Raw genomic sequence first — 17,730 nt, forward strand, 5'->3', positions numbered from 1 at the left:
GATCCGCTACCGCGAGAACTCGGTGCGCGTGAGGGGTGTGCTCTCCCGCGATGCCGTGACGAGGAACGTGACGGTGTCGGGCAGGTAGCGGTCCTCGCCGTACTCGATCGGCTCGCCTGCCGGGGTGTAGCTCACGCGGCGCACCCGCAGCAGCGCGCTCGCCCGACGCACGCCGAGCAGCTCGGCGTCGGCGCTGGACACGGGGACGGCATCGATGGCGTGCTCGGCGAACGCGGTCACGATCCCGAAGTCACGCGAGAGCGCCTCGACGACGGAGGCCTCGTCATCGGCGATCGAGGCCAGCCGATCGGCGATCCAGTCCGGGTAGCTGGTGCGCTCCAGCATCACGTCGCGGCCGTCGATGCTTCGCGTCCTGGTCACGCGCAGCACACGCGTCCGCGGGCTCACCCACAGGCGACGCGCCTCCGCCGCGGTCGCCTCCCCGAACTCCTTGCGACGCACCTGCCCGCCCGGCGCCAGACCCTTGGACCGCGCCCACTGCGCGAACGAACGCAGTTCTTCGAACGACTGACTCTGTCGGCCCGAACGAACGGTCCAGCCCGCGCCTTGAACCGGGGATACCAGGCCTCGGTCCTCGAGACCCGCGAGAGCCCGTCGGATCGTGCCACGGGTCGAGCCGTAATGCAGACTCAATTTCGTCTCCGACGGAAGACGGGAGCCCGGAGAGAACTCCCCATCGATGATCCTGGTCATCAGATCGCTCATGATCTCGCGATGGGAGCGCGGGGTCGCCGGTAACACCGTCTCAGACTAGGTGAGCCGCGATACCGTCGATCGCGCGATCAGGACAGCAGTTCACAGTTGTCCCCCGCTGCACGTCCGCCGGCGGCTATCGTTCAGACGTCGTTCATCTGCACGCCGCCCCGTGCACACCACGGAGCGGGGTAATCGTCCCGTGACCTCGTCGACGCCCGCTTCCGATCGTTCCGCTTCTGATCGCTTCGCCTCTGATCGCTCCGCCTCCCCTCGTTCCACCCCCGCGCGGCCCGCCGCGGCTCGACCCGCCGCCGTGCTCTTCGACCTCGACGGCACACTCGTCGATAGTGAACGGGCCTGGCTCGACGTGATCAGCGCCCACCTCACCCACCTCGGCACAACGGTGTCGTCGGCGCAGCTCGCCGGGTTCGAAGGGCTGTCCGGCATCGATGCCGCCCACGCTCTGATCGGGCTCGGGAGTACGCGTGCGAGTGCGAGCGCGCTCGCGGCGGAGCTGGAGCTCGTCACGATCGATTCCTTCGCGGGGCGTCTGGAATGGGTCGCCGGTGCCGAGGAAGCACTCGCGCACCTGCGGCGCGAGGGAATCCGAATCGGTCTCGTGACCAGCTCGACCAGGGCATGGGTCGATGCGGTCGCCGAGAACGTGAGCCTCGGCGTATTCGACGTCGTCGTGACCGCGGACGATGTGCGACGCACGAAGCCGAGCCCAGAACCCTATCTGCGGGCGACCCGCCTGCTCGACGTCGATCCGGCCGCGTGTCTGGTGTTCGAGGACTCCGAGGTCGGCGTGCGTGCTGCCGTCGCTGCCGGATGCCGCGTCGTGCAGGTCCGGGCCGACCGGAGGGAGGCGAGCGGCACGACGGCCTGCATCCCCGACTTCCGCGCCGTGACGGCACCCTGGGCCGCTTCACTGATGTCCTCCGTGCCCGCGCTTCCCTGATTTCCCCACACTTCTCGACCGCCTTCCGAACCCCGACGACACCTGCGAGGAACCCCATGCTGACCCCTGATCGCCCGAAGACGACACGCCCCCGTCCGGAGGCGGCCCTACGCCGCGCACTCGGTGGAGGGATGATCGCGGCCACGACGGCCCTCACGCTCCTGGTCCCCGTTCTCCCGGCGGCGGCGGTCGCGCCGACGGCCGTCCCGACCTCGTCGTCCGCCGTGGAACCGATGACGCAACAGCGCATCGACGCCGCGAACAACGCCTACAACGGCGCCGACGCCACACTCGAGTTCATCACGATGTCCGATACCGAGCTCGGGGGCGCCGCCACGGCGGACAAGACATCCGAGCAGGTGGCCTACGAGGGCGCGAAGCCGCACTTCCAGGCCCTCCGCTCCTGGGCGGACGCCAAGGGCTTCGACCCGCGCGTCGTGGTCGACAACGGCGATGTCGTCGGTGCGAACGACCCGGAGTACTCCGCCCACCTCGCCGGCGACAGCGAGAAGGTCGCCGGCTGGTATCGCGCGGTCGAACGGGTCATGCGCGAGAGTTTCCCCGAGTCGCAGGTCCTGCTCACCCAGGGCAACCACGACATCGCCGATCTGATGGGCACGACCTTCGACTCCGCGCGGAAGAATGCACCGGCCGACGCGCCCGCGTGGCACTACCCGAACGCCAACAGCGCATACGTGAGCAACTTCCACACGACCATCGAGGGCATCGACTTCATCGGTCTCGACTACAACGGCACCAGCACGTTCGGCTACGGCGGGCAGCGCACCGGTTACCAGGCCTTCCTCACCACCACGCTGCAGGACATCGCTGCGAAGCCCGACTACGACCCCGCCAAGCCGATCTTCGTCTCGATCCACAGCGGCTACGCGGGCACGTCGCTCGGGGGGCCCTTCCACGCCGACTACGACATGGCAGGTCCCGACCTGCAGCGGATCCTCGCGTCCTATCCGCAGGTGATGCTCGGCTCGGCGCACACGCACTTCTCCTCGAACCCGGAGACGAGCATCTTCCAGAAAGACTTCACGGTCTACGAGAACGCCTCGATGAACTACATCTACCAGGACGTGCCGAGCGACTTCCTCGGCGGCGGCTACTTCGGGGGCAATCAGGGAGACCCTGCTGCCGGGGTGTCGCAGAAGTACGCGAACTTCATCTCCGTGCTCACCGACGGCTCCACTGTCATCCGTCGATTCGACGTCACCCATCAGCGCTGGGTCGGCATGCCCTGGGTGGTCGACACGACCAAAGGCAAGAGCGGCTTCACGTACACCGCCGCACAGCGCAGCACGACCGCGCCGTGGTGGGGTGCCGCCGCCGTCACCGCGACCGATGTCACCGAGGAGACGCTCACGCTGCACTTCGACCAGGCGAAGGACGACGAACTCGTGAACTACTACGAGGTCGAGATCCGTGATCAGGCCGGCAACCCGGTCGCGTACACGGCGAACCAGGTGCCGGACTTCGGCAAGAACGCGGCGAAGTCCGTCACCGGATCGTTCAAGGCGTACTCGCGGTTCTACATGACCCCGAACACGATGGGCTTCGACGTCCGCGGTCTGAAACCGGCGAAGAACTACACCGTCACGGTCACCGCGTACGACGACTTCCAGAACGCGTCGGAGCCGCTCACCGGCCTCGTGCGCACGGCCGGCGAGCTCGTCTTCCCCGATTTCCCGGAGACCCCGGCACCTGCACCGGACGGCGAGTTCCTGCATCTCGCCTTCGAGGGCGACCTCGGTGACACCGGAACGCATGCGGCATCCGGGCCCACGGCGAAGCCGGTCGGCTCGGTCTCCTACGTCGCGACCGATCGCCCTGGGGCCTCCGGAACAGCCGTGCGCATCGGCGGAGGCGCGGGCAGCTACGTCGATCTCGGATCCCGACCCGAGTTCGACCTCGGCGCCGACAAGGACCTCACGATCAGCTTCTGGACGAAGGTCACCGGCGTCAACGGCTACGGTGCGATCATCAGCAACAAGAACTGGGCGAACTGGTACCGCTCGGGCATCAACCTCGCCCCGGAGGGCACGAACACCGGCAAGCTCGAGTTCACGCTCGGCGACGGCACCGACGGCGTCTACGCGACCGGCGACGTCGGCGAGTACCGCGGCTCCTGGCACCACATGACCGTGACCGTCGACCGCACGCGCAACACCGGGAGCACCTACATGGACGGCATGCTGGCCAAGGAGACGAGCATCGCGGGGATCGGGAGCATGACCAGCGGCCTGAACATGCTCGTGGGCGTCGACGGGAGCAAGAGCTACGGCATCGGTCTCGACATGGACGACCTGCGGATGTGGGACACGGCTCTGTCCACGACCGAGGTCGCCGCCCTCTTCGCCGCCGATGATTCGACCACAGAGACTGCCGCACTCACCCAGGCCGTCGAATACGCGACCGAGCTGATGAACGTCAACGAGGTCGAGGCGGCGAACGGACGTGTCTTCGATGAGACGCTCGGCGATGCTCTCGCCGCGGCGACAGCCCACAGTGCGGCTCTGCTCGCGGGATCTCCGGGAGCGCGGGATGGCTCGACCGATGGTACGGTCGCGACAGTCGCCGCCGTCGCACCGACGAAGGCACAGCTGCGGACGAGCTTCGAGTCGCTGAAGGCCGCCGTCGACGCCGTGGAGGCCCAGGCCGTGCGCTTCAGCTATCGCACCGAGGTGCGCGGCGGCACCGTTTCGCCCGCAGAGGGCGTTGCGGATCGCGGCGGCCAGGTGCGCCTGACGCTCACGCCGGCTGCCGGTTTCGGGATCGCGGGTTCAACGGTCACGGTCAGCGGCGTCGACAGCTTCGCCATCGAAGGTGCGGAACTGGTGCTGACAGGCGTCGAGAGCCGCGTGCTCGCCTCGATCGACTTCGCCACGGCCGACACCGGCGTCCCCGGCGAGGGCGGCACCCCCGGCGAGGGCGGCAACGGGAACGGGACCGGCGGCAACGGGAACGGCGGCACGGGACGCGGAGACGGCACCGTGGCGAAGCCGGGAACCGACGGCTCCGCTGCTCCGCTCGCGACGACCGGAGCAGACGGGGCGATCGTCTGGGTGTGGGCGGGATTGGCTGCCACCCTGCTGGGCGCTGGCGCGTGGCTGGCCCGCCTGCGCCGCCGCGCGGCCTGACGACCGATGGTGAAGGCCCCCTGCTTTCCGTGCTGACACGGATAGCCGGGGGCCGTTGCCTAACGCGTCACTCTCGCGGCGGACGACTCCGACGCATCACCTAACGAAGAAACCCCCGCCTGAGCGGGGGTTTTCATCTTGCTGGGGTACCTGGACTCGAACCAAGAATAACGGAACCAGAAACCGTCGTGTTGCCAATTACACCATACCCCAAGGGCGAAACCGGAGCCTCGCACCGAGAATCAAGCCTACCCGAGCGGCGGCGGAACACCAAAACCGGTGCCGTGCGCCGCCGCCCGGGCGCGTCGCGACTCAGTTCGCGAGGAACGCCGACAGGGAACGCAGACGACGCAGCGACTCGTCCTTGCCCAGCAGCTCCATCGACTCGAACAGCGGCGGCGAGATCCGGCGGCCGGTGATCGCCACACGCGGCGGGCCGTAGGCGATGCGCGGCTTGAGCTCGAGCTTCTCCACCAGCTCCGCGGCCAGAGCCTCCTGGATCTTCTCGGGCGTGAACTCCTCCAGCGGCTCGAGAGCGACGACGCAGGCATCGAGCACCTCGGCAGCATTCGCCGGCAGTCCCTTGAGCGCGTCCTCGGCGTATGAGACCTCGTCGGTGAAGAGGAAGCCCACCATCCCGGGGACCTCGCCCAACAGCTGCACGCGCTCCTGCACGAGGGGCGCCACGCGGAACGCCGTCACCAGCTGTTCGTGTGTGGGCTCATCGAAGAGCCCGGCCGCGGCGAGGTACGGGATCGTCCGCTCGGCGAAGTCCTTCTCCCCCAGCATCCGGATGTGGTCGCCGTTGATCGATTCGGCCTTCTTCTGGTCGAAGCGGGCCGGGTTCGGGTTGACGTTGACGATGTCGAATGCCGCGGTGAACTCGTCGAGCGAGAACACGTCGCGGTCGGGGCCGATCGACCAGCCGAGGAGCGCGAGATAGTTCAGCAGGCCCTCGGGGATGAAGCCGCGGTCGCGGTGCAGGAACAGGTCGGCCTGCGGGTCGCGCTTGGAGAGCTTCTTGTTGCCGGTCTCGCCCAGCACCAGCGGCATGTGGGCGAATCGCGGCACGAACGTCGTGACGCCCGCATCGATGAGAGCCGCGTACAGCGAGAGCTGGCGCGCGGTCGACGGCATCAGATCCTCACCGCGCAGGACGTGCGTGATGCCCATCAGTGCGTCGTCAACCGGGTTCACGAACGTGTACAGGGGCACGCCGTTCGGACGCACGACCACGAAGTCGGGGAATGAACCGGCGGGGAAGGTGACCTCGCCACGGATCAGGTCGACGTACGTGACGTCCTCGTCCGGCACGCGCAGGCGCAGAGCGGGCTGTCGACCCTCGGCGCGGAAGGCCGCCTTCTGCTCGTCGGTGAGGTCGCGGTCGAAGTTGTCGTAGCCGAGCTGCTTGGCGCGGCCTGCGGCCTCGTTGCGCGCGTCGATCTCCTCGGCCGTCGAGTAGCTCTCGTAGAGGGCGCCCGTCGCGATGAGCTTGTCGATCACCTCGCGATAGATGTCGTGACGCTCCGACTGCCGGTAGGGCGCATGCGGTCCGCCGACCTCGACGCCCTCGTCCCAGTCGATCTTGAGCCAGGTGAGCGCGTCGACCAGTTGGCGGAAGCTCTCCTCGCTGTCACGGGCGGCGTCGGTGTCCTCGATGCGGAACACCATCTTCCCGCCGTTGTGTCGGGCGTAGGCCCAGTTGTAGAGAGCCGTGCGGACCATGCCGACGTGCGGCAGACCGGTCGGTGAGGGGCAGAAGCGGACGCGGACGTCGGCACCACTGACAGTCGTGGTGAGGGGGTGAGGGGTAGCCATAGCCCTTCGATTCTACGGGGACGGGTGACCGCACCGCTGGAGGATCGAAGCGCTCAGCGAGCGGCGCTCACGGCGACCGCGGCACGATGCGCCAGCGGTAGGAAACCGTTCGCACTCCGCTCTTCGACCACCTGGTCGAAAGCGGTCCGAAACCGCTGCCGGTCGACCTCGTCGAGACCGGCGTAGAGCGCACCGGCACCGGCCACTCCCCCTTCGACAGACCGCCAGAGGGCTCGCGGATCCGCGCTCCAGGTCCAGTCGAGCTCGGTGACCTCTACGCGCTGCAGACCGGCCTCCTGCAGCATCCGCCCGAACCCGTCGGCCGTGCGCTCGAAGTCCTCGTCATCCGGGAGCCTCGGCCCCGCGAAGGGCGCGATACCGGCACGCTCGGTGATCTCGGCCCAGAACCACGAGGGAGAGAGCGTCCAGGTCGTCGCCACGACCGCACCCCGGCTGATCCGTCGCAGCTCTGCGGCGGCCGAACGCGGTGACGGGACGTGATTCAACACGAAGTTCGCGATGGCGACGTCGAACGCGCCGTCTGCGAACGGAAGCGCCGGCAAGGTGCCGTCGACGGTGTCGATCCGAGGATGCCGGCGACGCGAGACCGCGCGCATGGTCGACTCCGGCTCGCAAGCGGTCACCGTCCATCCCTCGGCGGTCCACATCGCAGCCAGGGTGCCGTCTCCGGCGCCCACGTCGACCAGGCTGCGGCCGTGCGGCTCGCCCAGAGCCTCCCGCATCGCGACGAAGGTCCCGGCGCACAGCGCCGAGTAGGAGGCGGAGTACGCTTCGCCGGCCCCGGACCAGTCCTTCACCGTGCTCCCGCGCGAGCCAGCGGAGACAGCGCCACGATCGCGACGACCAGGATGAAGGCTGCGATCCCGAGTCCGGAGTACTGGAAGTTCGACAGCACTACCCCGGCCAGCACCGAGCCGGCCGCAGCCGAGAGGCTCATGAGCGAATCGCTGCGACCCTGTCTGCGCGTGCGGAGCTCGGGCGCGGAGGCCTCGGTGAGCAGCGCCGCCCCGGCGACCGTCGCCGCGCTCCACCCCAGCCCCAGTAGGATGAGCGCGACCATGACCCCCCAGGCCTCGGTACCCGTGAACACGGCGAACGCCAGAGCACCGGCGAGCAGCACCTGGCCGAGCAACACGACCTTGAGTCGGCCCCACCTGTCGGCGAGCACACCGAAGACCGGCGACAGGGCGTACATCCCACCCACGTGCAGGGCGATCGTGATCCCCACCAGAGCCGAGACATCCGCCGGGGTCGCCGCCATGCCTCCGGCGCCGTGCGCCATGTGCGACAGGTGCACCGGGGTCATGGCCATGACCGACGCCATCACCACGTGAGACCCCGCGATCGCGAAGATCGCATAGCGCGCCACCCGTGGCCGGTCCACTGCCACCGCTCCGGCGGCAGCCGCCGACGCCGTGGCGAGCCGCTGCGCCGCGAGAAGCGGATCAGGGCGCAGCGCGACGATGTAGAGCAGGAGTGCCGCGCACTGCGCAACGAACGAGAACAGATAGGAACCCGTCTGCGGAGGCATCCCGACCGCCTGCCCGACGATCTCTCCCGGCCCCAGCAGAAGGGGCCCGGCAACCCCGCCGATCGTCGTCGACCAGACGACGATCGACAGATCCCGGCCGCGGTGCTGCGGGGCGGCGAGATCCGTCGCGGCAAAGCGAGACTGCAGGTTTCCCGCGTTGCCCGTGCCGATCATGAGGATGCCGGCGAGCAGCAGCGGGAAGATGCGCAGGGAGGCAGCGAGGATGACGACCGCGATGCCGACCAGTGCGAACAGGTTGCCGAGCGTGAGCGCACGACGCCGACCGACACGAGCGGCGAGGCGGGCCAGCGGGATCGCGCACGCCGCCGCTCCGAGCGTGACCGAGGCGGTCGCCAGACCGGAGAGCGCGTCGTTCCCCGAGATGTCCGCCGCCAGGAGCGCTCCGAGCGACACCGTGGCACCGAAGGCGATGCCGCCGAGCACCTGCCCGAGCGACAGCACCAGCACGGTGCGTCGCTGGACCGCCGTCTGCTGCGCCGCCGTCAGGGCCACATCGGTCATGACGCGGGTGCGGCGTCCCGCGCGGTGTTGCGCAGGATGCCCAGCCCCGTGATCTCGACCTCGACGACGTCTCCTGCGCCGAAGGTTCCGACGCCCGCCGGCGTGCCCGTCATGATGACATCGCCCGGGAGCAGGGTGAACACGGCCGAGGCGTACTCGATGATCGCCGGTACCGAGTGGATCATGTCGGTGAGCGGAGCGTGCTGGCGCACCTCGCCGTTCACCCGCGTCTCGATCGTGGCGGTCGCGGGATCGAAGTCGGTCGCGATCACGGGTCCGAGCGGGCAGAACGTGTCGAAGCCCTTCGCGCGCGCCCACTGTCCGTCCTTGCGCTGCAGATCGCGCGCGGTCACGTCGTTGCCGATCGTGTAGCCCAGCACGTAGTCGAGCGCGTTCTCGGCCTTCACGTTCTTGGCGATCTTGCCGATGACCACGACGAGCTCACCCTCGTACTCGGTGCGATCGGAGAGGGGCGGACGCACGATCGCGTCACCAGGTCCGATCACCGCGGTGTTCGGTTTGAGGAACAGCAGCGGTTCCTCGGGAGCCTCTCCCCCCATCTCGGCCGCGTGGTCGTGATAGTTCTTGCCCACACAGACGACCTTCGACCGCGGGATCACCGGAGCGAGCAGCGCGGCATCCGCGAGCGGCACACGGGCGCCGGTGGTCTCGTACCCGGTGAACATCGGGTCTCCGGCGAGCACGACGAGCTCACGCTCGTCGATGATCCCGTACATGATGGCTTCGTCGTGGCTGAACCGGGCGATCTTCATGGGATCCAGCCTAGCGAGGGCGTCCCACCCCGCCGAGACGCACCGCAGACACCGAGACCCACACGTGCGCAGGCGGCAGGCGTGGGTCTCGGTGATGGGCGCTGGTACCGTCCGAGCGGTCAGGCGTCGAGGCGCAGAAGCCAGCCGTGCTTGTCCTCGCGGCGGCCGTACTGGATGTCCGTGAGCTCCTCACGCAGCGAGAGTGCGAGCTCGCCCAGCGGCTGCGGTTCGTCGAACCCGTCTCCGACGAGTGCGCCGATCGGGGTGACGACCGCGGCGGTGCCGCACGCGAACACCTCGACGATGTCGCCGGAGGCCACGCCTTCGCGCCACTCGTCGATCGAGATCGGGCGCTTCTCGACCGTGTAGCCGCGGTCTTCCGCCAGCTGCAGGAGCGAGTCACGCGTGATGCCCTCGAGGATGCTGTCCGACTCGGGGGTGACCACACGTCCGTCCTTGAAGACGAAGACGACGTTCATGCCGCCGAGCTCCTCGACATCGCGCTTCTCGTTGAGGAACACGACCTGGTCGCACCCCTTCGCGCTCGCCTCGCTCTGGGCGAGCAGGCTCGAGGCATAGTTGCCTCCGGTCTTGGCCTTGCCGGTTCCGCCCTTGCCGGCGCGGGCGTACTCCTCGGAGAGCCAGATGCGCACCGGCTTCACCCCGCCGGAGAAGTAGGCGCCTGCGGGGCTCGCGATCACGTAATAGGCGACCTTCTGCGCGGCGCGCACGCCGAGGAACGCCTCCTTCGCGAACATGAACGGGCGCAGGTACAGGCTCTGGTCAGCGCCGTCCGGAACCCAGCGGCCATCCACGGCGATGAGCTCGCGCAGCGACTGGATGAAGTACTCGGTCGGCAGCTCCGGCAGAGCGAGACGACGAGCGCTGGCCTGCAGACGCGCAGCATTGCGGTCGGGGCGGAACGTGTGGATCGAACCGTCCGCGTGACGGTAGGCCTTGATACCCTCGAAGATCTCCTGCGCGTAGTGCAGCACCGATGCCGCGGGGTCGAGCGGGATCGGACCGTACGGCTGCACGCGAGGACGGTGCCAGCCGCCCTTGGCGGACCAGCAGATGTCGACCATGTGATCGGTGAAGACCACGCCGAAGCCCGGATTCTCCAGCACCTCGGCGAGCCGTGCGGGAGACGCAGCGGTCAGGTTCTTCGTGACGGCGAACTCCAGGGGAGCCACGGTCGCCTCGGCATCGATGGTCGTCATCTCATCATCCATTCCTCGTGGGTGGGCGCATCCTCGCGCCCGTTCAGCCTACGCCTGCAGTCAGAGGCGTACAGTGATCGCGGAGCCGATCTCCGCCGTGGTGCGAGCCACCGTCCGTGCCGCGATGTCCGCCTCGACCGCGGCACCGACCCGTGCGGATTCCTCGGTGAGTCCGAGGTGGTCGAGCAGCAGCGCGATCGAGAGGATCGCCGCCGTCGGGTCGGCTTTCTGCTGTCCGGCGATGTCGGGCGCTGAGCCGTGGACCGGCTCGAACATCGACGGGAACGCGCCGTCGGGGTTGATGTTCCCCGAGGCGGCGAGGCCGATGCCACCCGTGACCGCGCCCGCGAGGTCGGTGAGGATGTCGCCGAACAGGTTGTCGGTGACGATCACGTCGAAGCGCGAGGGGTCGGTGACCAGGAAGATCGTGGCGGCGTCGACGTGCAGGTAGTCGACCTCGACGTCGGGGTGCTCGGCCGCCACCTCGTTCACGACGCGCTGCCAGATGGCACCGGCGTGCACGAGCACGTTGGTCTTGTGCACCAGCGTGACCTTCTTATGACGACGCTCGGCGAGGTCGAACGCGTAGCGCACGACGCGCTCGACGCCGAAGGCGGTGTTCACCGAGGTCTCGTTCGCGACCTCCTGCGGGGTGCCCTTGCGGATGGCCCCGCCGTTGCCGACGTACGGCCCCTCGGTGCCTTCACGCACCACGACGAAGTCGATGTCGCCGGGCTCGGCCAACGGGCCCGAGGCACCGACGAACAGCTTCGACGGCCGCAGGTTCACGTAGTGGTCGAGGGTGAAACGCAGCTTCAGCAGCAGGCCCCGCTCGATGTTGGCGTCCTTGAGGCGCGGGTCGCCCGGGGTGCCGCCGACCGCGCCGAGCAGGATCGCATCGTTCGCGGAGATCGCGGCGAGGTCATCGTCCGTGAGGGTGTCGCCGGTCTCGAGGAAGCGTCCGGCGCCGAGAGAGAAACGGGTCTTGTCGAAGACCACACCACTGTCGGCGGTGACGGCGTCGAGCACCTTCTCCGCTTCGGCGATGACCTCGGGACCGATGCCGTCTCCGGGGATGACGGCCAGCTTCACGACACGCGACATGAGACTCCTTGCGCACTGCACGGGGATGGACCGGCTCGGGCTCACCGCAGGGCGAGCGAGCCGGTCCTCCCAGCGTACTGGTCAGTGCGTGGGGGCTTTGCGCAGTGTGACGGCGGCGATCACGCCCGCGACGACGACGAGACCAGCGCCGATCAGCGAGGTCACCATCACCCCGGAGCCGAATGCGGCCGCCGCCGCCTCCCACAACGCGGTGCCGAGCTGGCCCGGCAGCGCCTGCGCCGCCGTGTAGGCCCCGGCGAGAGTCTCCCCCGCCGCGTGCGCCACGTCTGCCGGCAAGCCCTCCGGAAGCACGAGAGCCCCGCGGTAGAAGGCCGTGATGATGCCACCGAGCACCGCGGTGCCGAGCACCGCGCCGAGTTCATAGGCGGTCTCGGAGACCGCACTCGCTGCTCCCGCCTTCGCGGCGGGGGCGCTGGAGAGGATCAGTTCGTTGGAGATCGTCTCGGCGGCACCGATGCCGATGCCGAGCACCACGAATGCGACGACCAGCGGCAGGACGCCGTGCTCGTGCGTCGTGAACGCCACGATCAGGTAGCCGGCCACAGAGAACGCGAGCCCGACGGGGATCACGATGTGCGGCGGGATACGACGGGAGATCGGGACGACCGAGAGTCCGGCCACGATCATCGCGAGCATTCCGGGCACGAGCGCGAGCCCGGCCATCATCGGGGACAGCCCGAGGACGAGCTGCAGGTGCTGCGAGACGAAGTAAAGGAAACCGACCAGAGCCACGACGCTCAGCAGGTTGACCAGGATCGCACCGGAGAAGGATCCCCGACGGAAGAGCGCCATGTCGAGCATCGGCGTCTTGGCACGCAGCTGGCGACGGACGAACAGGTAGCCCATCACGAAGCCGAGCAGCGCCCAGGCTCCGGCCTTGAGACTCGGCCCGTCGACGGCCAGCGACTTGATCGCGTAGACGACCGGGATCATCGTCGCCATCGACAGCGCGATGCTGATCAGATCGATGCGCCCGGGGTTCGGGTCGCGGCTCTCGGGCACCAGCAGCGGCGCGGCGACGAGCAGCGGGATCAACACGGGCACGGCGATGAGGAAGACCGAACCCCATGCGAAGTGCTCGAGGAGAAAGCCGCCGACGATCGGTCCGAGCGCGGAGCCCGCGGAGAACGCCGACGCCCACACGGCGATCGCCATGCGGCGCTGGTCGCGATTCTGGAAGATCGAGCGCAGGAGGGAAAGGGTCGACGGCATCAGCATGGCGCCGAAGAAGCCGAGGAGCGCCCGGGCGGCGATCAGCAGCCCGGCAGTGGGCGCGAAGGCGGCCAGTGCGGAGACGGCGGCGAAGCCGGTCGCACCGATCAGCAGCATCTTCCGGCGCCCGAAGCGGTCGCCCAGCGTCCCCATCGTGACCAGGAGGCCGGCGAGCACCAGGGGGTACACGTCGATGATCCACAGCTGCTCCGCCCCCGTGGGAGCGAGCGCGATCGAGATCTCGGGGAGCGCGAAGCTCAGCACCGTGTTGTCCACCGACACCAGCAGCACCGGCAGCATGAGGACGACGAGTGCCGCCCAGCCGCGGGCTCCGACGCGGGGAGCGTCCGTCTCTGTCGTCGGGATCGACGCAGTACGGTTCATGGAACACCTCTCAGAATCATGACGGCACGGTTAGTGAACCGTCCAGATGGTATAGTAACAGAATTCCCGCCCCTCCCCTGTGCAGAGGATCCACGATGCCCCGACCTCCCCTCGCCCGCGAGAAGGTGCTCGACGCCTTCGAAGCGATCCTCATCGAAGACGGCGAACGTGCAGCGACGCTCGATGCGACCGCGAAGGCGGCCGGCGTCTCCAAGGGTGGCCTCCTCTACCACTTCGGGTCGAAGGATGAACTGGAGGCAGGGCTCGTCGAGCGGCTCGACCGGCTCACGACGCTCGACCTCGAACGCATGACCGCAGCCGACGAGGGGCCGGTCGCCTACTACGTGCGCACCTCGGTCATGGAGGACGACGCCCTCGATCGCGTGCTGATCGCCACGACGCGGCTGGCCCAGGGCGGATCAATCCCTGCCGCCGACATGCTCCGCGACACGCGACGACGCTGGGCGGAGACGATCCGCCCGCATGTGCGCGACAATGCGAGCCTCGACCTCGTGATGCTCGTGAGCGACGGGCTCTACTTCAACAACTCGCTAGACGTGCACGGCCCCGAGCGGCTCGTCCCCCGCAGCGACGAACTCGCCGAGCTGATCGCCCTGGTCCTCAGAGCCACGGCCTGACCCGCCGAGACATGAGAAGAGGGCGGGAGCATCACGCTCCCGCCCTCTTCTACATCGGCGCACTGAGACCGGTGCAGCCAGACCTGTGCGATCAGACCTCGGTGATCTCGATCTGACGGAAGAGGTCGGCGTCGATCGCGTCGCGCACGTCGTCGAGCAGTTCGTCCGAGACCGGCGAGTCCAGGGTCAGCACGCTGAGGGCCTGGGCCCCGGCGGCCTGACGGGCGATCTGCATGCCGGCGATGTTGATGCCGGCCTCCCCGAACTTCTGGCCGTACACGGCGACGATGCCGGGGCGGTCGGTGTAGAGCATCACGACATGGTGCTTCTCGATCGGCAGCTCGAGCCGGTGGTCGTTGATGCCGACGAGCTTCTCGGTCTGCTTCGGGCCGGTGAGCGTGCCGGACACCGAGAGCTGCGAGCCGTCGGACAACGCGCCCGCGAGGGTGATGACGTTGCGGTATTCGTCGCTGACGTCATCCTTGAGCAGACGCACTGCGATCCCCCGCTGGTCGGCGAGGAGCGGCGCGTTGACGTAAGAGACCGTCTCGCTGACGATGTTGGTGAACACGCCCTTCAGCGCAGCGAGCTTGAGCACGCTGACGTCGTAGTCGTTCAGCTCTCCGTGCACCTCGACATCGAGGCTGGTGAGCGGCGACGTCGCGAGTGCCGCGAAGATCTGGCCGAGCTTCTCGACGAGCGAGATGCCGGGACGCACGTAGGGATCGATGACGCCACCCGCGACGTTCACCGCGTCGGGGACGAGGTCGCCGCCGAGAGCGAGGCGCACGGAACGGGCGACCGAGACGCCGGCCTTCTCCTGCGCCTCTTCGGTGCTGGCACCGAGGTGAGGGGTGACCACGACGTTGGGCAGGTCGAGGAGCGGCCGCGCGGTGCCTCCCTCTGCCGGGGGCTCGGAGGTGAACACGTCGAGTCCGGCACCGGCGATCTCACCCGCGACGAGGGCCGCGTGCAGCGCCTCCTCGTCGATCAGCCCACCGCGTGCGACGTTGACCACGAAGGCGGTCGGCTTCATGGCTGCGAACTGCTCGGCACCGATCATGCCGGTCGTCTCCGGCGTCTTCGGCATGTGGATCGTCAGGAAGTCCGACTCCGCCACGAGCTCGTCGAGCGAGAGCAGCTGCACGCCGAGCTGCTGTGCGCGGGCAGACGTGACATAGGGGTCGTAGGCGACGACCCGCATGTCGAAAGCCGCGAGGCGCGCGGCGACGAGCGCGCCGATGCGGCCGAGACCGACGATGCCGACCGTCTTCTCGAACAGCTCGGCGCCGGTGAAGGAGCTGCGCTTCCAGGCACCGGCAGACAGTGAGGCATGCGCCGCCGGGATGCGGCGGGCGAGGCTCAGGATGTGGCCCACCGTGAGCTCGGCGGCGGAGACGATGTTCGAGGTCGGCGCGTTGACGACCATGACGCCGGCAGCCGTGGCCGCCTTGATGTCGACGTTGTCGAGGCCCACTCCGGCGCGGGCGACCACCTTCAGCTTCGGGGCGTGCCCCAGCGCCTCCTCGTCGATGCGCGTCGCCGAGCGGACCAGCACGGCATCGGCATCCGCGAGCGCCGCGAACAGCGCTTCGCGGTCGGTGCCGTCGACGTCACGGACGTCGAAGTCGGGACCGAGAGCGTCGATCGTGGCGGGAGAGAGTACTTCGGCGATAAGCACGACAGGCTTCGGCACAGTGGATCCTTCGGGGCAGCGCGGCAGGGGCCGATGCGCCGCACACCATGGGGGCGCGATCGCGTCAACTCTACCGGAGCAGGCGCAGCGCTCCGTGCCGTGTGACGCGGTACGGCAGGCCGCTCACGCGCTGGGCATCGTGAGGCTCAGCGCGATCAGACTCATCCAGAACACCGCGACGACGCCGAGTCCGGCGAGGAACACGAGCGCCAGTTCGCCGACACGGCGCCGCCGGCCGATCACATAGGCGAAGACGAACACGATCGCGGGGAAGGCGACGCCGAACAGCAGCGTCGCCCACCCGCCGCCACTCAGTCCGGTCTGGGCCATCGTGATGAGGTGCGCGACGGCATTCCAGACCGCGTAGGCGTAGAAGAGTCCTGCCAGGCCGATGACGAGCCCGACGAGCCAACGCGGAGAATCCGCGGATACCTGCGCTTCGTTCGACGACGTGGTCATGATCCGATCACCCCCACGGTGACGAAGGGCCAGGGGACGAGGAGCACGACCCCCGCGAACAGCACCGCGACGCGGATCCAGGCCGCACTCCCCCGTGTGAGCACCCAGGTCGCCAGGAACCACAGCGCGGGCGCAGCGATCGCGAGGAAGAACCACGGCAGGAACATCACGTCGGAGACGAGGAAGGATGCCAGCGGCTGCAACCGGAGCCCTCCGACGATCCAGCCGATTGTGTAGAGAAGGTAGACGCCGCCGACGACACCGACGAGCAGCAGCATCGGGGTGCTCAGACCCGAGGGCTCGTCATCGGTCGCCGGTGTGACGGTGCCGTCGTCCTCGATCGTCCCGACGTCGTCGCTGCCCTTGCCGACGGCGTTCCAGCCGTGCGGAAGCGCGCGATCCTTCGGTGTCGAGGCCTCGTCGCCGTCCCAGCTGAGCGCGTCGTCGGAATCGGAAGTCATGTCCCCAGCGTAGGACACCCGGTCCACTAGGATCGGGGTTGCCCTGAGCCGGATCGGCGGGCACCGGAGGGGAAGGGAACACCGTGGCTGCGAGCGAGAACGCCGAGACCGGGAACAGCGACGCCCGCGTCGCCCAGTCCGCGAAGAGCGCGGCGACCGAACCGCCTGCCGGTTGGGTCCCCACCCCCGAAGCCAAGGCCAAGGCGACGCGCTTCCGCTGGATCGCCGCCATCCTCTGGGCTGTCGCGATCATCGGCGAAGGCGTCGGCATTTTCTGGCTCCTGCGCCAGCGTGTGTTCGTCGGCGAAGACGGCACCCTCGTCCGCAACCCCGACACCGGCCTGCTCGAGGAGCAGGGTGTCACCGCGACGTTCCCGCAGTGGGCGTTCATCACGCTCCTCGTGCTGCTCGTCGTGATCGCGGCCCTGTCCATCACCGGCTCGGTGCTGTGGAAGAAGGCCAACCGCCTCGACCCCGCGCGCAGGGCGGACAAGACGCGGTTCTTCGTGCAGAACCAGCTCGGTGCGATCGTCGCAGTCGTGGCGTTCCTCCCACTGGTCATCCTGATCTTCCTCAACAAGGACATGGACAAGGGCCAGAAGACCACGGCTGGAATCGTCGGCGTCGTCCTCGCGGCCCTGGCCGTCTTCATCGGCGTCGACTTCGCTCCGGCGTCCGTCGAGCAGTACACGGCCGACCAGTCGGCCGTGATCCAGCTCCTGGGCAAGGACGAGGTGGTCTGGGTCGACGGCGGCAAGGTCTACCACGTCTGCGATGACGTCCCGGCGATCCAGACCGGGAGCGAGATCCGCACCGGTACGACCGCACAGGCCGTCGAGGCGGGCAAGATCCGGCTGACCCTGCAGTTCGCTTCGGAACTGCGCGCCTGCGACCTTCCCGTCCCCGAGAACGATGAGCAGATCACCGAGGCGCTGCGATCGATCCAGGCAGGCCAGACCGACACCGTGCTCCCGGCGCCGGTGTGGGCTGATCCGGCCGAAGCCCCGATCGTGGTCGAGGAAGCTCCGGCGGAGTGACGGCCCGCT

General features: G+C 68.6%; 15 protein-coding genes and 1 tRNA gene. 4 read left to right on the forward strand and 12 right to left on the reverse strand.

Annotated features, from left to right (window positions below):
• Positions 1-6 precede the first annotated feature (6 nt).
• Complete coding sequence (locus GLO27_RS07545; protein WP_318387081.1) at positions 7-762, reverse strand: GntR family transcriptional regulator; 756 nt, start codon at positions 760-762, stop codon at positions 7-9.
• A 268-nt stretch (positions 763-1,030) separates the two neighbouring features.
• Between GLO27_RS07545 and GLO27_RS07550 the strand changes: the two genes are divergently transcribed.
• Positions 1,031-1,678, forward strand: a complete 648-nt coding sequence (locus GLO27_RS07550; RefSeq protein WP_021200401.1) for an HAD family phosphatase — start codon at positions 1,031-1,033, stop codon at positions 1,676-1,678.
• A gap of 56 nt (positions 1,679-1,734) precedes the next feature.
• On the forward strand, positions 1,735-4,824 hold the full coding sequence (locus GLO27_RS07555) for a LamG-like jellyroll fold domain-containing protein (protein ID WP_167254267.1): 3,090 nt from the start codon (positions 1,735-1,737) through the stop codon (positions 4,822-4,824).
• Positions 4,825-4,965: 141 nt separating this feature from the next.
• Here the strand turns inward: GLO27_RS07555 and GLO27_RS07560 are convergent.
• The 8 genes from GLO27_RS07560 to GLO27_RS07595 form a co-directional block, all read right to left on the reverse strand.
• A tRNA-Gln gene (locus GLO27_RS07560) sits at positions 4,966-5,037 on the reverse strand.
• A 99-nt stretch (positions 5,038-5,136) separates the two neighbouring features.
• Positions 5,137-6,642, reverse strand: a complete 1,506-nt coding sequence (gltX, locus tag GLO27_RS07565) for a glutamate--tRNA ligase (protein WP_029259059.1) — start codon at positions 6,640-6,642, stop codon at positions 5,137-5,139.
• Between the two features lie 53 nt (positions 6,643-6,695).
• Positions 6,696-7,460: a class I SAM-dependent methyltransferase gene (locus tag GLO27_RS07570; protein ID WP_167254270.1), complete on the reverse strand. Its 765-nt coding sequence runs from the start codon at positions 7,458-7,460 to the stop codon at positions 6,696-6,698.
• Positions 7,457-8,716: an MFS transporter gene (locus tag GLO27_RS07575; protein ID WP_167254272.1), complete on the reverse strand. Its 1,260-nt coding sequence runs from the start codon at positions 8,714-8,716 to the stop codon at positions 7,457-7,459. The genes GLO27_RS07570 and GLO27_RS07575 overlap by 4 nt, the downstream gene beginning before the upstream one ends.
• Positions 8,713-9,489 (reverse strand): fumarylacetoacetate hydrolase family protein, encoded by a 777-nt coding sequence (locus GLO27_RS07580; RefSeq protein ID WP_167254274.1) that lies wholly within the window; start codon positions 9,487-9,489, stop codon positions 8,713-8,715. Before GLO27_RS07580 ends, GLO27_RS07575 begins: the two co-directional genes overlap by 4 nt.
• Before the next feature lie 119 nt (positions 9,490-9,608).
• A complete protein-coding gene (locus tag GLO27_RS07585) occupies positions 9,609-10,709 on the reverse strand; it encodes a branched-chain amino acid aminotransferase (RefSeq protein WP_029265497.1) in 1,101 nt (366 codons plus the stop codon).
• Positions 10,710-10,769: 60 nt separating this feature from the next.
• Positions 10,770-11,813, reverse strand: coding sequence for a 3-isopropylmalate dehydrogenase (locus GLO27_RS07590; RefSeq protein WP_167254276.1), 1,044 nt, complete (start codon positions 11,811-11,813; stop codon positions 10,770-10,772).
• An 81-nt stretch (positions 11,814-11,894) separates the two neighbouring features.
• Positions 11,895-13,430, reverse strand: a complete 1,536-nt coding sequence (locus tag GLO27_RS07595) for an MFS transporter (protein WP_021200393.1) — start codon at positions 13,428-13,430, stop codon at positions 11,895-11,897.
• A gap of 95 nt (positions 13,431-13,525) precedes the next feature.
• Between GLO27_RS07595 and GLO27_RS07600 the strand changes: the two genes are divergently transcribed.
• Positions 13,526-14,068: a TetR/AcrR family transcriptional regulator gene (locus GLO27_RS07600; RefSeq protein WP_021200392.1), complete on the forward strand. Its 543-nt coding sequence runs from the start codon at positions 13,526-13,528 to the stop codon at positions 14,066-14,068.
• Positions 14,069-14,159: 91 nt separating this feature from the next.
• On the opposite strand, the gene serA is transcribed toward GLO27_RS07600, so the two are convergent.
• The 3 genes from serA to GLO27_RS07615 form a co-directional block, all read right to left on the reverse strand.
• Positions 14,160-15,764 (reverse strand): phosphoglycerate dehydrogenase, encoded by a 1,605-nt coding sequence (gene serA, locus GLO27_RS07605; protein ID WP_021200391.1) that lies wholly within the window; start codon positions 15,762-15,764, stop codon positions 14,160-14,162.
• Between the two features lie 123 nt (positions 15,765-15,887).
• A complete protein-coding gene (locus GLO27_RS07610; protein WP_021200390.1) occupies positions 15,888-16,223 on the reverse strand; it encodes a hypothetical protein in 336 nt (111 codons plus the stop codon).
• Complete coding sequence (locus GLO27_RS07615) at positions 16,220-16,684, reverse strand: hypothetical protein (protein WP_021200389.1); 465 nt, start codon at positions 16,682-16,684, stop codon at positions 16,220-16,222. Before GLO27_RS07615 ends, GLO27_RS07610 begins: the two co-directional genes overlap by 4 nt.
• Before the next feature lie 83 nt (positions 16,685-16,767).
• Here GLO27_RS07615 and GLO27_RS07620 point away from each other — a divergent pair, with 83 nt between their 5' ends.
• Positions 16,768-17,721 carry a hypothetical protein gene (locus GLO27_RS07620; RefSeq protein WP_021200388.1) on the forward strand — a complete coding sequence of 318 codons (954 nt, stop codon included), beginning with the start codon at positions 16,768-16,770 and terminating at the stop codon, positions 17,719-17,721.
• Positions 17,722-17,730: the final 9 nt, after the last annotated feature.

The sequence above is a fragment of the Microbacterium sp. Be9 genome (genome assembly GCF_011754135.1).
In the GTDB taxonomy this organism is placed as follows: Bacteria; Actinomycetota; Actinomycetes; order Actinomycetales; family Microbacteriaceae; genus Microbacterium; species Microbacterium maritypicum_A.

Excerpts from the sequence above, each read along its gene's own strand:
- GLO27_RS07555 (WP_167254267.1), top strand. The coding sequence starts at position 1,735 with ATGCTGACCCCTGATCGCCCGAAGACGACACGCCCCCGTCCGGAGGCG.
- gltX (WP_029259059.1), bottom strand. The coding sequence starts at position 6,642 with ATGGCTACCCCTCACCCCCTCACCACGACTGTCAGTGGTGCCGACGTC.
- GLO27_RS07575 (WP_167254272.1), bottom strand. The coding sequence starts at position 8,716 with ATGACCGATGTGGCCCTGACGGCGGCGCAGCAGACGGCGGTCCAGCGA.
- GLO27_RS07580 (WP_167254274.1), bottom strand. The coding sequence starts at position 9,489 with ATGAAGATCGCCCGGTTCAGCCACGACGAAGCCATCATGTACGGGATC.
- GLO27_RS07585 (WP_029265497.1), bottom strand. The coding sequence starts at position 10,709 with ATGACGACCATCGATGCCGAGGCGACCGTGGCTCCCCTGGAGTTCGCC.
- GLO27_RS07590 (WP_167254276.1), bottom strand. The coding sequence starts at position 11,813 with ATGTCGCGTGTCGTGAAGCTGGCCGTCATCCCCGGAGACGGCATCGGT.
- GLO27_RS07595 (WP_021200393.1), bottom strand. The coding sequence starts at position 13,430 with ATGAACCGTACTGCGTCGATCCCGACGACAGAGACGGACGCTCCCCGC.
- GLO27_RS07600 (WP_021200392.1), top strand. The coding sequence starts at position 13,526 with ATGCCCCGACCTCCCCTCGCCCGCGAGAAGGTGCTCGACGCCTTCGAA.
- GLO27_RS07610 (WP_021200390.1), bottom strand. The coding sequence starts at position 16,223 with ATGACCACGTCGTCGAACGAAGCGCAGGTATCCGCGGATTCTCCGCGT.
- GLO27_RS07615 (WP_021200389.1), bottom strand. The coding sequence starts at position 16,684 with ATGACTTCCGATTCCGACGACGCGCTCAGCTGGGACGGCGACGAGGCC.